The 15,279-nt window shown below is 43.6% G+C and carries 13 protein-coding genes; 5 read left to right on the top strand and 8 right to left on the bottom strand.

Features of this window, described 5'->3' with window-relative positions:
• Positions 1-809: 809 nt before the first annotated feature.
• Entirely contained in the window at positions 810-2,090 is a 1,281-nt protein-coding gene (gltA, locus tag ACTQ9T_RS07125) for a citrate synthase (protein ID WP_010200792.1), read from the top strand.
• Between the two features lie 125 nt (positions 2,091-2,215).
• Here the strand turns inward: gltA and ACTQ9T_RS07120 are convergent, their stop codons facing one another.
• Positions 2,216-3,196: a hypothetical protein gene (locus ACTQ9T_RS07120; RefSeq protein ID WP_440464602.1), complete on the bottom strand. Its 981-nt coding sequence runs from the start codon at positions 3,194-3,196 to the stop codon at positions 2,216-2,218.
• An 81-nt stretch (positions 3,197-3,277) separates the two neighbouring features.
• Complete coding sequence (locus ACTQ9T_RS07115; RefSeq protein ID WP_240216316.1) at positions 3,278-3,790, bottom strand: type IV secretion protein Rhs; 513 nt, start codon at positions 3,788-3,790, stop codon at positions 3,278-3,280.
• 408 nt (positions 3,791-4,198) lie between these two features.
• On the opposite strand from ACTQ9T_RS07115, the gene ACTQ9T_RS07110 reads away from it, so the two are divergent.
• Together ACTQ9T_RS07110 and ribBA are read left to right on the top strand one after the other, a co-directional pair.
• Complete coding sequence (locus tag ACTQ9T_RS07110; protein WP_440464601.1) at positions 4,199-5,488, top strand: replication-associated recombination protein A; 1,290 nt, start codon at positions 4,199-4,201, stop codon at positions 5,486-5,488.
• A 328-nt stretch (positions 5,489-5,816) separates the two neighbouring features.
• The gene (gene ribBA, locus ACTQ9T_RS07105; RefSeq protein WP_189583552.1) at positions 5,817-6,929 is read left to right on the top strand and encodes a bifunctional 3,4-dihydroxy-2-butanone-4-phosphate synthase/GTP cyclohydrolase II; all 1,113 of its coding nucleotides are present in this window, start codon (positions 5,817-5,819) and stop codon (positions 6,927-6,929) included.
• Between the two features lie 95 nt (positions 6,930-7,024).
• Here the strand turns inward: ribBA and ACTQ9T_RS07100 are convergent, their stop codons facing one another.
• The 6 genes from ACTQ9T_RS07100 to ACTQ9T_RS07075 form a co-directional block, all read right to left on the bottom strand.
• Positions 7,025-7,516 carry an acyl-CoA thioesterase gene (locus ACTQ9T_RS07100; RefSeq protein ID WP_440464600.1) on the bottom strand — a complete coding sequence of 164 codons (492 nt, stop codon included), beginning with the start codon at positions 7,514-7,516 and terminating at the stop codon, positions 7,025-7,027.
• A gap of 74 nt (positions 7,517-7,590) precedes the next feature.
• Positions 7,591-8,598 carry a hypothetical protein gene (locus ACTQ9T_RS07095; RefSeq protein WP_440464599.1) on the bottom strand — a complete coding sequence of 336 codons (1,008 nt, stop codon included), beginning with the start codon at positions 8,596-8,598 and terminating at the stop codon, positions 7,591-7,593.
• 99 nt (positions 8,599-8,697) lie between these two features.
• Positions 8,698-9,684: a uroporphyrinogen-III synthase gene (locus ACTQ9T_RS07090; RefSeq protein ID WP_440464598.1), complete on the bottom strand. Its 987-nt coding sequence runs from the start codon at positions 9,682-9,684 to the stop codon at positions 8,698-8,700.
• A gap of 205 nt (positions 9,685-9,889) precedes the next feature.
• Positions 9,890-10,924: a hydroxymethylbilane synthase gene (gene hemC, locus ACTQ9T_RS07085; protein ID WP_440464597.1), complete on the bottom strand. Its 1,035-nt coding sequence runs from the start codon at positions 10,922-10,924 to the stop codon at positions 9,890-9,892.
• 194 nt (positions 10,925-11,118) lie between these two features.
• Positions 11,119-11,856 (bottom strand): LytR/AlgR family response regulator transcription factor, encoded by a 738-nt coding sequence (locus ACTQ9T_RS07080; protein WP_010200781.1) that lies wholly within the window; start codon positions 11,854-11,856, stop codon positions 11,119-11,121.
• Between the two features lie 180 nt (positions 11,857-12,036).
• Entirely contained in the window at positions 12,037-13,188 is a 1,152-nt protein-coding gene (locus tag ACTQ9T_RS07075; protein WP_415195624.1) for a sensor histidine kinase, read from the bottom strand.
• A gap of 113 nt (positions 13,189-13,301) precedes the next feature.
• On the opposite strand from ACTQ9T_RS07075, the gene argH reads away from it, so the two are divergent.
• Together argH and ACTQ9T_RS07065 are read left to right on the top strand one after the other, a co-directional pair.
• Complete coding sequence (argH, locus tag ACTQ9T_RS07070) at positions 13,302-14,675, top strand: argininosuccinate lyase (RefSeq protein ID WP_440464864.1); 1,374 nt, start codon at positions 13,302-13,304, stop codon at positions 14,673-14,675.
• Positions 14,676-14,857: 182 nt separating this feature from the next.
• On the top strand, positions 14,858-15,148 hold the full coding sequence (locus tag ACTQ9T_RS07065) for an oxidative damage protection protein (RefSeq protein ID WP_010200774.1): 291 nt from the start codon (positions 14,858-14,860) through the stop codon (positions 15,146-15,148).
• The last annotated feature ends 131 nt before the right edge of the window (positions 15,149-15,279 follow it).

Raw genomic sequence — 15,279 nt, 5'->3', positions numbered from 1 at the left:
ACAAGTAAGCGCACTATTCGTTAGAGCGATTAACTATTCTATTTTTACTGATACTTTTCACATAGAAAAAGATCACTGTCTTCTCTACATCAATATGAACCATAAGCGGATTAATTAAAATAGGCTCATTACTTAAAAATAGGACAGTTAACAAGATCTATCAGACCATCACGTAAAGCTCTGGTCTAAACAGTCACCGTCTAGTCGTCACTAAATATAGATAGAGTCAGCTTTAAACGACACTATATCATGACCACTTATCAATTCGCACAAAGCGAGTGCCAGTTAAGTAACGCTAATTATAAAATGACTGGGCGACAATTACAAATTTATCCCTAAACTAATGAAATAAGAAGGCTTATTTAACAAACAAGCGAATTTGTGCAATACTAAATCCCCCCTGACGACTCAGCTCAGAGGATTAGATGACCCATTCCGTTCGCCTACTACTCATACGCAGTCTGTTTTTAGCATAGATAGCCAAAATACGCTTTGCTCTATTTTGGTAAATCGATGCAGATATTATGCGCATAATAGAGTTTGCCTTAACGCTCTAAAAGGGCAGTTTTTAAGCAAAATAACCAAGCAGACATATTTTGATACAAAATTTACAGTAGATAGACACTATGAAACCACACCAGTTGGTGCCTTTGCTGCTAAAAGTTTTTTCAAATCATAGAGAATTGCTGCTAATATAGCCTGCATATTAAATACGTTAAAAACATTTTGACCGTTTTACTAGTAATGGCGCGAGGCTGTGCGTCGGTATATTTTTATTCTAACAAGTTACAACCAATGGAGAGGAATTTATGGCTGACACTCACGCCAAACTAACCGTAGATGGTAAAGAATACGAACTTCCAATTATTAAAGGTACTTTAGGGCGCCCAGTTATCGATGTTGCGGCTTTACAAGAGTCGGGCTTTTGGTCTTATGACCCTGGTTTTAAAGTAACCGCACCTGTTGAATCAAAAATTACTTTTATTGATGGCGGCAAAGGCGAGTTATTGCATCGCGGCTACCCTATCGATCAATTAGCAAACAACGCTGAATATTTAGAAGTGGCTTATGCGCTTGTTCATGGCGAATTGCCTAATGCCGAGCAAAAAGCAGATTTCTTTGAAAAGATCCGTAAGCACTCAGGTGTCCATGACCAATTGCGTAAGTTCTTTGAAGGCTTCCGTCGTGACGCGCATCCAATGGCTATTATGGTTGGTGTTGTTGGTGCTTTATCAGCCTTCTATCATGACAACCTAGACGTCAGTAACGAAGAGCATCGTGAAATCACAGCTATTCGTCTGATTGCTAAAATGCCAACGCTTGCTGCAATGAGTTACAAATACTCTCAGGGCGAACCGTTCATGTACCCGCGTAATGACTTTAACTACGCTGAAAACTTCTTATACATGATGTTTGCAACGCCTGCTGATGTAGATTATCAGAAAAACGATGTCATCACTCGTGCAATGGACAAAATCTTTACCTTGCATGCTGACCATGAGCAAAACGCTTCTACGTCAACGGTACGTTTAGCAGGCTCTACGGGTGCTAACCCTTATGCGTGTATCGCTGCTGGTATCGCAGCCCTTTGGGGACCATCACATGGCGGCGCGAACGAAGCCGTTCTTGAGATGCTAGATGAAATCGGTACTGTTGAAAACGTGCCTGAATTCATGGAAAAAGTAAAAAGCCGTGAAGTGAAGCTAATGGGCTTTGGTCACCGTGTCTACAAAAACTTCGATCCACGTGCGCAAGTAATGAAAGAGACTTGTGATGAGGTATTAGAAGCACTTGGTATCAATGATCCTAAGCTTGAATTGGCAATGGCGCTAGAAAAAATTGCACTAGAAGACCCGTTCTTCATCGAGCGCAACCTATATCCAAACGTTGATTTTTACTCTGGTATCATCTTGAAAGCTATCGGTATCCCAACGTCAATGTTTACCGTAATCTTTGCATTGGCTCGTACTTCTGGTTGGATCAGCCATTGGTTAGAGATGCACAGTGCACCATTCAAAATCGGTCGCCCACGTCAGTTATATACTGGTGAAACGCGCCGTGATTTTGTAAAGGTCGAAGATCGCAAGTAAGCTAAATAGTATTTGAGCAATAAAAAATCCCGCCATCGTGCGGGATTTTTATGCTTTTAGTTTTAGATAAATATATTAGCTCTATTATATATAATTGCTGATTCAAACGTGCGCAATATCGTCAGTTATTGGAATTCTTTTAGTGTCTGCTCATATTTAGCAATCTGTTCATCATACCCTTCGATGGTGTCATTAAACTTAGTCATCAATGTCTCAAACTCTTGTTGCTGATCAACCTTCATTTGTTGCATATCGATGACTTGCTGCGCTTCTATTTGCTCCCAGACTTGGTGTTGAATAATCAAGCGAGCCAGCGCTGGGCTTTTTGCACTGACCCTGCCAGCGATTTCTGCATGTTCGAATAACTGCGGTGTCAAAGTGGCTATATTAATTAAAGTATCGCTATCCTCTGCACTGAGCGGTGTCGTTACTGGTTGATAGAGCGCGTCCATCGCTTGTTGGTAGCTTTCTATCATTTGCTCTTCAGTCATCATCACAGGTTTACGCGGCTCAAGACTGATACGCTTAAGTACAGTCAAATCGCGCTCACCAACTTCAGTACTGGTATTCATCTCAGTATCCGTACTAACCGCACTATCAGTGGCCACTGGCACTGATGCTTGCTCAGATTCATTACTGTCGATGGCCTCTGCCCCTGACTTAAGACTATCAGTCACTGGGGCACTGGCCTGATTAGCGGTGGCCTGATTAGCAGTGTCCTGAGTTGCTCCTTCGAGCAATAAAGCATCGCCATCGGACGCATCAGCAGCTTGCAACGATTCGTACTCTGCTTGTAGCCGACGCTGCAACCCTTGTGCTTGAGCGACGTACAACGGCTGAAACTGTTTAATACGCGCAGCAGCTGAATCACTTTGCGGCATTGGTTGACTGTCTTCAGCACTCGTCTGTTCAGTGCTTTGACTGTCCTTTGGCTCAGGTTGCGTGTCTGCTTGCTGGCAACCACTCAATAGCAATATGCCGCTTAGCATTACCACAAGTACCGTTGAGGGATAACGTAGAGAGCTGGTGCTTTTGTCTGAGAAGCTTTTATTCATGTCGCTATCATGAACCTCATTATCCAGCGTTTCTGGCAAAAATTTAAACATCAGAGTACATATCCTTTGTTAATGCAAAATAATAAAAGTTAGAATTATCACAGCAATCCATTGCTGCTTTATGTCATTTTTTTAGTCGTACTTTTTACCTGTCGTATTATTCACAGCATGTACGCTCAGAAATGGAATACAAGCTTCTAGATCTTGACAGTCTTTGCCAAGTTGCCGACGTACGAAATAGTCTTGTACCATGCGTGCCTGCTGTTCGATACCATATGTAAAAAAGGATTTACCTGTTTCTAACACATAATCATAACGGCGATTGATAATCGCACCGCGTACTACCTTTAATCCTTGTTGTAGCTGCCAAACGTGGGTTAGCTCGTGTATGAGCCAACTTTGCTTACCAATGGACGCATGGCTAAAATCTGCTATCCAATCTGCCGGATGAAAGTAAATATTACCATTAGGGCTGACCGCATAATTTTTGAGTACCCAGCGCGCGGTTTTAAGGTGAACGTCATCGAGGGTGATACTGTTACCGAATACCGAATGAGCGAGCGCTATCTCGCCAGCAGTCAGCTTTCGTGATTGTTTTTTTGAAAATCTTGCTTGTAAAAACTGCTTGAGAGTCTGTTGATACATGGTTAATGAGTTACCTTAGGCTAGTGAATCATGCTAAACCATTAAATAGGGGTACAAACATTGAAACCCAAGCATTGAAACCCAAACACTGAAGAACGAGCATGGAAAAACAAGCATTGAAAAACAAGTATCTAAGACATAAGCTGTACACTTAGCCGATTTTTCTTAACGTCAATCTACGTTAGCCTAGCCGCTCAACTATAATAGTTATGAAGAGCAATGATTAAGGGCTGTTTGTATAAATTAGCTTATTTTTACCACTGATGTCTAATACTGATTATCAAATAACTTTGTTTTTCTACAAAAAATGGCGACTGCCGAATATTTACTCTGTACAAAACAGCTTCATCAAGTCACTCTGTCATTGTAGTAAAGTCATAACTATCCGACCCTATAATAGAGAGTCCTATGCCGCCTAACTTTCATGCCGATACCCCACTCGCCCAGCGTATGCGCCCCACGACTCTTGATGCTATTATTGGTCAAGAACATTTATTAGCAGCGGGTGCGCCATTAAGACGCTTGGTGGAGCAAGGACACCTGCCGTCCATTATCTTGCATGGTGAAGCTGGCATTGGCAAAACCACCATTGCCATGCTGCTCGCTGATGCAGTTGGCAGGCCTTTTCATGCGCTATCCGCCTTGAATACTGGCGTTAAGCAATTGCGTGAAGTGCTAGATACCAAAGATTCTTTAAACTTCGAATCACCAGTGGTGTTCATCGACGAGATTCATCGTTTTAACAAAGCTCAGCAAGATGCATTACTGGGCGCTGTAGAGTCTGGTGATATTACCTTGATTGGTGCGACCACTGAAAATCCTTCCTTTAGTGTCAATAACGCCCTGCTATCACGTTGCCAAGTATATCGCCTAGAACCTCTGACACCAGAGCAAATCAGCGCAGTATTGCAACGAGCCATGCAAAAAGATAACATTCTGCAAAATCTGACTATCGATCTACAAGCGCAAAATACGATTAGCCAACTGGCACATGGTGATGCTAGAAAGGCGCTGAATGTATTAGAGCTTGCCATTCAAACGGCTGATGCTAAACAGTCGCCAGTTATCATTGATGACGAACTGGTTAGCCGAGTGGCGCAAACCGCTTTGGTGCGTTACGACAAAGATGGTGAGCAGCATTACGATATCGTATCGGCAATGATAAAATCTGTCCGTGGCTCCGATCCTGATGCAGCTTTGTATTGGATGGCGCGGATGCTGGTGGGCGGTGAGCCTGCCGACTTCATTGCGCGGCGCTTAGTGATTTTGGCCAGTGAAGATATCGGTAATGCTAACCCCAATGCCCTACTCCTTGCTGATGCAGCGTTGCGTAGTGTGCAATCTATTGGCATGCCTGAGGCACGTCTAATTTTAGGGCAAGTGGTGGTTTATCTGGCGACCAGTGCCAAAAGCAATAGCACGTATAAAGCGATTAATGCTGCGATGGCATTGGCAGAGAAGGATGCCTCCCCTGTGCCGCTACATCTACGTAATGGCGTGACCAAACTGATGCGTAACCAAGGCTATGGTCAGGATTATATCTACCCGCACGATTATCCCAACCATTACTATCCGCAATCATATTTGCCAGACAATTTAATTGGCACACGCTTTTATGAGTTTGCAGACAATCAGCGCGAACAACACAGCAAGCAATTTATGGATTGGCTAAAAACCCAAGCAGCAAGTAATGACTAACCATGCATGACACGGCTCGGTTCATTATCTAATGTACGCTTTAATGCACAAATGATAGCAATCATTGATAATACTTATGACGATTTTTGACATACTGAACGATATAGTGGGAAGATGACACAGCACGTTGCGATGAAAAGCGTTAAAATGACCTCATAATGAACTATACAAGCTATTAAGTGCGTCACTTTTTATTGAATGACATTACTGATAGCGCGCTTTGCTTGACCGTAACAGCGCTTTGTATCATCTGCTGCTACAATAGGTAGATAATGCTCTATATTCCAAATCACACCTATCTATAAATAATAAGACATTGAGATTTACTATGAGTTTAAATACGATTCCTGAGATTATCGAAGACATTCGTGCTGGTAAAATGGTCGTCTTGATGGATGATGAAGACCGCGAAAACGAAGGTGATATCATCATGGCAGCGACCCATGTGCGCCCTGAAGATATCAACTTTATGATTACCCATGCTCGCGGCTTAGTCTGCTTGACCATCTCACAAGCTCGTGCGCATCAGCTGTCTTTACCACTGATGTCTGAACGCAACGAAGCTAAATTCAGCACCAACTTTACTGTATCAATCGAAGCGGCTGAAGGCGTTACGACTGGTATTTCTGCTGCCGATCGCGCCCGTACGATTCAGGCAGCGGTTTCTGCTACTGCTAAAGCTGAAGATATTGTACAGCCTGGCCATATCTTTCCTATCATTGCGCAAGATGGTGGCGTATTGCATCGCGCTGGCCACACAGAAGCAGGTTGTGACTTATCACGCTTAGCAGGTCTTGAGCCAGCATCTGTGCTCGTCGAAATCATCAATGCTGATGGTACGATGGCACGCCGCGATGATCTTGAAATATTTGCTAAAGAGCATGACCTTAAAATTGGTACGATTGCTGATCTCATCAACTATCGTATCGCCAATGAACAAACAGTAGAAGAAGTAGAATCACATCCTTTTGAGACTGAACATGGTACGTTCACTTTGCATCGCTTCCGTGAATTTGGTGCTGATGAGACCCATTTAGCATTAGTCAAAGGCGATGTCAGCGAAGGCGTCAGTACGGTACGTGTTCATGGCTTCCATCCATTACGTGATTTGTTTGCAGCTAAAAATGACATGACTGGCCGTAGTGGCTGGAGCGTACAAGCGGCACTAAAAGAAATTAGCGCCTCAGATCGCGGTGTATTGGTTTGGATTGGTAGTAACCAGCCGGTTGATTTAGGGGATGCGTTAGACAAAGCTGCAGACAATGAATCGCAATCAACGCTTACTCAACAGCCGTATCGTAGCGTTGGTGTTGGCGCACAGATATTACGTCATTTAGGTGTCCGTGATATGCGCCTATTGTCATCACCAATGAAGTTTTATGCATTATCAGGCTTTGATCTGAACGTGGTTGATTTTGTGCATGCGCCGCAGCAAGACTAAAATCTGTTTGCGTTATTGAGTCGAAAAATCAAGCTTAAAAAAGGCACGCTAGCGTAATGTTAGCGTGCCTTTTTATATTTATGAGGTGTTAATTTTTAAAATTTAGGCGTGTGTCCAACGTCTGTTTCTAATGCGAGCAGTCGTTCGCGCTCCTCGATTGTCCAAGGCAACTTAGTTTTGCCATCACTCTCTAAGCGCACCACGACTGCTTCAGCCGTCGCAACGATAGCCAATTGCGCCGTACTATAGTAACGATACTCTATGGTTATACTTGTATTGCCCAAACGTTGACAACGAACGCCTAATAATAAAGTATCCGGATAAGTCACGGGACGCAAATACTGGCAACTGGATTGTGCTAATACGGTGACCATGCTGCCATCAAACATCCCTAACGTCTGCAAATACGCAATACGCGCTGACTCAGCATAACGGTAATAGACGACGTTGTTTAAGTGGTTAAACGCATCCATCTCACCCCAGTGAATCGGCTGATGATGAATAACAGGATAATGCGCCAATTCGTCAGGACGACTATCGTTTAGTACCTCAGTGGCAAAACCGACTGTTCTATTTGGCTGATCCATGTTTTAACCTTATCTTTCAATATTGATATAGACGATTGTCTTAAATAATATTTATTCATTGACGTCACCTTTCATTAACGTTGCGGTTTGTCCAAAATTTGCGTGGTCAACAGTGGCTTTGGTTTTGGTGCATTGGCAATCAGTCTATCTAACCAATCGAGTACTTCTGGAATATCGCTTGGCGCTTTCATTGTTTCTAAGTTCTTGGCCAGATCGTTTGTACTTTCAGCAGCACTCGTCGCATTTTTTGCTGCTTGCGCAGGTTGTTTGCTAGCAGTCATAGAAGACTGTGGCACTAAGGTTTTTAGTTGTTTACGAGCTTGCGTCAGATAGCTGACCAGCTGATCTTGTTCACGCATATTGCTAGCTTGGCTCGCTAAATTCAATGTCATAATAACTTCATGAATGGTTAGTTGGCGGCGTGTCAAAGCAAGGTTATTATTGCTTACTGCTCTACTTTTCTGAGTGCCTTCATTGCCATTATTATTGCTAGTGTCATTACTATTACTATTACTGCTCGTGGCACGCTCATGACTGTGCAAAAAATCTTGAATATTTTGAATCGCTAGATTTTGAATTTGCCACGGGCTTGGTTGTGCACTTTGTGCTTGCAGGCGTTCGATATCTTTGAGCAAGCTTTGCTTAATGACCACGGTCAACGCTGGGGCAATCTCATTGCTGTTTTGTGCCAATTGCCAATGCAGACCACGTAGTAAGTCTATCGCTGCGCTATCGTTATTGTCGGCCAATAATCTATTGGCTGCCTGTATTTGAATACGCAATAAATCCAGCTGATTCTGAGCTTGGTTATTGGTCGCTACGCTCGGCTCTGGTAAGGTCTGCTGACTCATGGCAAATATGCGATCATCCATCTCATTTAGACGGCTGACCACCTGCTCGTTGCTTTGCAGACGCTCATTGACGCTATGTTGAAAACGTTGATGGCTAATATATAAGACTAATAATGCCGCGATAAGTAGCAAAATCACCAACCATTGTAGACGCAACAACAAGGTGTTTGCTTGCCGACGCTGCTGGATAGCAGAAGGTTCCTTAGATAATGATTCAGAATTTATTGACATAAGACAGTACCGTTATGGGTAGGGTTAAACCTATTTAAAGCGAACAAAAAAAGCGTATCACGCTTTAAGTGTTGTCTGGTTATTAAGAAATCGTTTTTTCTATAGGACTTTAGCGCTAATGGATGCCAGAATGGTTTCCGGCGCCAAATCTTCCACACGCCAATAGCTCAATTGCTGTTCTGCGACCATGTTTGCCAAGCGTTCGCCCAATACGATATAAGTAAAGTCTGATAATTTAAGCACTGCATTGTCGATCTTGCTTTTGTTTGCAGCTGCTTCTAAATTCGTCGCTTCTGAAGCCTTTACTACTGTTGCTTTAACAATACTTGCCCAATACTCAAAGGCAGTACCACTACTGATCACGACGACGGGCTTTATTCTGTCTGCTGATGCTATGGTTTTTAATACGTTTTGTGCCTGAAAATCTTGTAGCCATTGCTCATATTGACTCTGCGCCTCGTCAGGCATGATGCGCTCATACCAAGCAATACTATCGATATGTACACCGCGCGCCTGCAAGGTATCGACCAGCAGACGACGTCCGCCAAGCCCGCGCCATATCAATAGTTTATCGCCCGCTTGTAGACTTTCTATCTCAGGCATCGCCAACATACCTTCGTTATTGGCAATGGTAGGTTGAAGCACGTGATAACTTGCCACCGGTAGCTTGGCATCATTGAGGACAGCAGCAGTCGCCTCACCAACCGCAATCAAATGGCTTGGCGTCTCTAGCGCCGCCAATGCGGACTCTGCCAGCTCAGTAATGTTGTTCTGTTTGTGACGCTCAACCTCAAGCGCTTGCCACATGGCTAACCCTGAGGCCGCAGCGGTCGGACTGACAATAACCAATGCTTGATAGTCACCAGCCAGCCATTGCCGCATCATTTTTCTGTCTTCATCGGTCGCTACACGTGCTTGCAATGCCAACATCGGCATCTCAATGACCGACAGCCCTGCCGCTTGTAGACACTGTGTCAGTGGCGCTGCTCGCTCTATCGGGCGAGTATTGATGACTACTTGCGGCAGCGCTGATGATTGCTCAGTTGAGTGAGGCGAATCCGTGAACTGTGATGTTGAACAAGGCATAAACCGACCATGAAACAATGCTTATGAAATTAAAGTGAGCGTAATCAGAGTCAGTATAAGTAATTACCATTCTATGATTGAGCTACTCACCATACAGAAATACTATTCTTAGATGTTATCTACTTAGATAGTATCTATTCGAATATTATCTACTCAGATATCATTCACTAAGATGTTATTCACTAAGATGTTATTCACTAAGATGTTATTCAGGATGATAAATCGCTGATAAGATAGCACCAGCACCATCGGCAAGTAGGAGCTTGGCAACATCAATACCAAGTTGATTGGCCTGTATTTCTTGCTCTTCTTGCGTACCGACTAATGTGACACGCTTTTCTGCCTTTAATAACTGGCTACCATCGGCTTGACCTACTCGACCACGGAGCCACAACACATTGCCATTGTCGTTATTACCGTTATCGCCATTGTCATCGTTGTTGGCAGCTGTTTCATCAGCCATTTGTAGAACGGCATAAGCCGCAATCGGCACTTGGCAACCGCCTTCTAAATGACGGTTTAGCGCGCGCTCAGCGATAAGGCGAATACGAGCCTTATCATCATTTAGCGGTGCAAGCAATTTTATCACCTCGTCATCACCTTCACGGCATTCAATTGCCAGAGCACCCTGCCCAACCGCAGGCAAGCAAGCATCAATATCAAGCTCGCCGCGAATGCGATCGGTAAGCTCAATACGCTGTAAACCACTGGTCGCTAGAATAATCGCATCATACTCGCCAGCATCCAGCTTACCCAAACGGGTACCAACGTTACCGCGCAAGGTTTTGATTTGTAGATCGGGGCGATAGGCTTTGATTTGACACTGACGACGCAAGCTTGACGTGCCAACCACCGCACCTTGTGGCAACTCATCAATACTATTATAAGTATTGGAAACAAAAGCATCCGTTGGTGAAGCGCGTTTGCAATAAACACCCAGCATCAAGCCTTTCGGCAACTGCATGGGCACGTCTTTTAATGAGTGCACGGCGATATCTGCTTGGTTCTCATACAGCGCTTGCTCAAGCTCTTTGACAAACAAACCTTTACCGCCGATTTTGGCCAATGGCGTGTCCAAAATTTTGTCACCTTTAGTGACAATTTTTAGCAGATTAATGGTCAAGTCAGGATACATCTCTAGCAGGCGATCACGAATATGTTCAGCTTGCCATAGCGCCAACGGACTCTGGCGTGTGGCGATATTTAAAGTGGTCAAAGCAGGTTGCTGCGGATTGCTCATAAAGGGCCTCAATAAGTTCGATACGACAGTGCAATATTCATGCGATGTCAATGCGAAACAGTCATGCAAATTTACATTATAAACTATCGATAAAGACCATTTACCATGACTGCCAACGCAAAAAAATACCCCTATTTAAGCATAAATAAGGGTTTGATGATATGGGATGATTATTTCGCTATGACAATGGTGTGTTACATACTCTGAATTTTTTCACGTAACGCTGGCAGGTGGCGGCGGCTAACCGCTAGCGTCTCATCAATACCTTTAAACCGTATCTGATACTGTCCCGCATCTAAGGTCTCTAAAAAGTCCAAAAATCTGAGATTAATAATAGCGTTACGGTGTACCCGAAACAGGCGGTCTTCAAACTCTTGCTCCAACTCTTTTAGGGTCTCGTCAATGAGGACAATACCGTCTTTATGACGAACTTTGACGTACTTTTGATCAGCCGTAAAGTAGTAAATATCTTTGAGCTTAATCAGCTCAACACCGCGGTGGGTACGTGCCGCAATATGTTCACGGACGGGACGTGCCATTGGATCTTCGAGCTTACGAATCTCATTTAACTGCGCTGCGTTTAGATTCTTCGCTTTAGCAAGTGCCTCTAGCAGTTCATCTTTATTGGCTGGTTTTAATAAATAACCAATCGCATTGGCTTTTAGCGCGGCAATCGCATAATGATCGTAAGCAGTGACAAAAATAATCGCTGGCGGGTGCTCAAGCTTAGCAAGCTCTTGCGCACAGCGAACCCCATCCATTTCAGGCATGCGAATATCTAATAAAATGATGTCCGGTTGTTGAGTTTTCACTGCCACGATGGCTTCTGCGCCTGTCGTTGCTTGCGCAACCACTTGATGACCCGACTCCTGCACAATCCTAACCAAACGCTCACGTGCTAACGGCTCATCATCACAAACTACAATCCGCATGGAAACTCCTTTCTTACGGCGTACCTAGTATATTTCTTTAATCGTATCAGTAACATAATAACATTTATCCTTAAGCTGTTATCGCCATCCTTTAAAACTAATAACGAAAATAATAATAGTATAAATGCTGCAATAAATATGCCACGGTCAGTTACTAAAGAGAATATAACCAGATAAAAATCATAGACTGACGTCTTGAAGAGGGTAATCTATGACAGTAACGATTTGCTTACTAGTGACGGTACTTTGAATGTCGGCACTTTGGCCAAAGTAGGCGCGTAAACGTTCGGCTTGAATATAAAAATTCATGTGCTGACGTAAATCATAGTGAACCATTAAGGTTTTTTTGGGCAGTTGCACACTGATGGTAATCGTCACGCGATGCTGTTGCCACGTTACTTCAATATCGATATAAATGGTTTCGGTGGTCATTTCAACCACATTGAGTAGCATCTTTTCAATCACGCTTTGGAGCATCAAAGCAGTGATGACCATGTCATACATGACATCCTCGTCAGGTAGCCGCCAATTGATGATGAGCTTGTCCGCCAAACGAATAGATTCAATGGCAAGATAATGCTCGCAAAGCGCGATTTCTTCTTCAAAACTAATCTCTCGGGCACCTTCAAAACTGGCACGGAATAACGCGGAAACGTGTTGTAGTAAATCAGCTGCCCGAGGAGGGTTGGACTCAATAAGGGATACTAAAGTATTAATGGTATTAAAGAAGAAATGCGGGGCAAGGCGTGCTTTAATCACATCGTTTTGTGCAGTCAATTTATACTCAAACGATTTTTTGAGCGCACTAACCTCACGATAGCGACGTAAAAAATACAGTAGAAACACCAAGGTAAAGCCGCCACCAATGATGGTATCAAACAGAACATTGATAATAAAAGCTTGCAGATCGTATTCAAGCCAGCCCACATTGATCATAATAAGCATGACTAATGTCATTGATATTGCAGAAGCTAGCATGAGTAGCGCAAGAATATAAATGCTGACTTTGACGATGCTCATGCGTGTAAAGACAGGGCGTAAATAATCTACTAGGTATAATGATGGTATGATACTTACTGTGTTTTGTAAAAATCGGCTCATGAATTTAATCACAAATTCTGACCAAGTTGCCAAGTCATGACGATCAATCACCGTCACGAACAGCGACCAAAAAAAGATGTAAAGCAGCCACTGCCAAGGTCTCATGACGTCCATGAGCTTGGGAATAAAAAACTCTAAGCGCGCAGCTAGTAAGGCAACCTCATCATTTGCTATACTTGGGCTCTTATTCTCTTGATTTGTCTTAGACCGATATGAACGCCAATTCTTCACACCCTAGTAATCCTGATTCAAATAAAAATTCATCTGTCGCTGATTTTAGCACAGATGCTTCTATAACAAACGCTGCGGTACAAAACAGCCCGACCAGCAGTCAAGGTCAGCAGATGTGGGGCGGGCGCTTTAGTGAAGCAACCGATAGCTTCGTCGCTGCCTTTACTGCCTCCGTGGGCTTCGATCAACGCTTCGCGCGGCACGATATTCAAGGCTCGATTGCACACGCAACCATGCTTAAAGAATGTGACATCTTAAGTGCTGATGATGTTGCCACTATTATTGACGGTCTACAACAAGTGCTGCAAGAGATTGAAGCTGGTGAATTTAACTGGTCGATTGCGCTTGAAGACGTGCATATGAACGTTGAATCACGCCTGACAGATATCGTCGGTGCGGTGGGCAAAAAGCTACACACTGGTCGTAGCCGTAATGATCAGGTCGCCACCGATATCCGTTTATGGCTGCGCGAAGAGACTGATAATATCATTGCCTTGTTAGTGCGCTTGCAAAGTGGCTTATTAGATTTGGCTGAGCAGCATACTGATACCATCATGCCTGGTTTCACCCATTTGCAAACCGCGCAGCCAGTCAGCTTTGGTCATCACGTGATGGCATGGTTTGAGATGTTATATCGCGATACTGAACGTCTAGTCGATGCGCGTCGCCGTATCAATCAGATGCCGCTTGGTAGTGCCGCGCTTGCTGGCACGACGTTCCCAATCGATCGTACGATTACCGCTGAACTGTTGGGCTTTGAAGGCATTTGCCAAAACTCGCTTGATGCTGTCTCAGATCGCGACTTCGCTATTGAGTTCACATCAGCTGCTTCTATCTTGATGATGCACATGTCACGCATGAGCGAAGAGATTATCCTGTGGATGTCAGCGCAGTTTAACTTTGTGCAGATACCAGATCGCTTCTGTACCGGCTCATCTATCATGCCGCAAAAGAAAAACCCTGATGTGCCTGAATTGGTACGCGGTAAAGCAGCACGCGTCTTTGGTCAACTCATGACCTTGCTCAGCCTGATGAAGAGCCAACCCCTCGCCTACAATAAAGACAACCAAGAAGACAAAGAGCCACTCTTTGATTGCGTCGATACGCTTACCGGCTGTTTATTGGCCTTTGGTGACATGCTACCAAACATCACCCCAAATAAAGAAAACATGCGCGCTGCTACCATGAAAGGCTATGCGACAGCGACTGATTTGGCAGACTATTTAGTGCGTAACGGTGTCGCTTTCCGTGATGCCCATGAAGTGGTTGGTCATGCCGTCGCTTTAGGTATCAAAGAAGGCGTCGATTTGAGTGATTTATCCTTGGCACAGCTACAGCAGTTTAGCGATGCTATTGGTGACGATGTTTTTGACTTTTTAACACTAGAAGGCTCATTGGCAGCTCGTGATCATTTAGGTGGCACAGCACCCAATCAAGTGAAGCAAGCCGTCGTTAATGGTCGCGCGCGTTTAAAAGTATTTGCGTAAAACCTTTAATAAAACTAGCATCTATTAATAAAAAACCCGCTCTCTAGGCGGGTTTTTTATTAGCGTTAAAAACAAATGGATGGTTACCTTCTATACACCTGATAGGCTTGGCTAAATCCACCAAGACCGTTATCATAGGTGGATACTAATATTCGATTTAATAATACAATAAGGACTGCCTCATGACTGAGAGTTTTAATCCACAAGCCAATACGGTATTTTGCCGCAAATATCAGCAAGAATTGCCAAAAATGCCACATCCACCTTTTCCTAATAAAAAAGGTCAAGAGCTGCAAGAAACGGTCTCTGACAAAGCATGGAAAGAATGGATTGAGCACCAAACCATGCTGATTAACGAAAACCATCTAAGCATGATGGATCCTAAAGCCAAGCAGTTTTTAACCGAGCAACGTGATAAGTTTTTAGACAATGAAGATTATGAGCGCGCGCAAGGTTGGACGCCAGAAAGCTAATTATTTTTAATTTTCTGCTATAAAAAAACGCGCTATATAAATAATATAGCGCGTTTTTTATTTATATATTATAGTCAGTTGAAAATAAAACTGTTATATAAATTTAAACGTGCTACTGGGATAAATTTGAC

Source organism: Psychrobacter sp. ASPA161_6 (assembly GCF_051970285.1).
Classification (GTDB): domain Bacteria; phylum Pseudomonadota; class Gammaproteobacteria; order Pseudomonadales; family Moraxellaceae; genus Psychrobacter; species Psychrobacter glaciei.
Note: the sequence above shows the minus strand (reverse complement) of the source record. Positions and strands in the feature narration are given on the sequence as shown.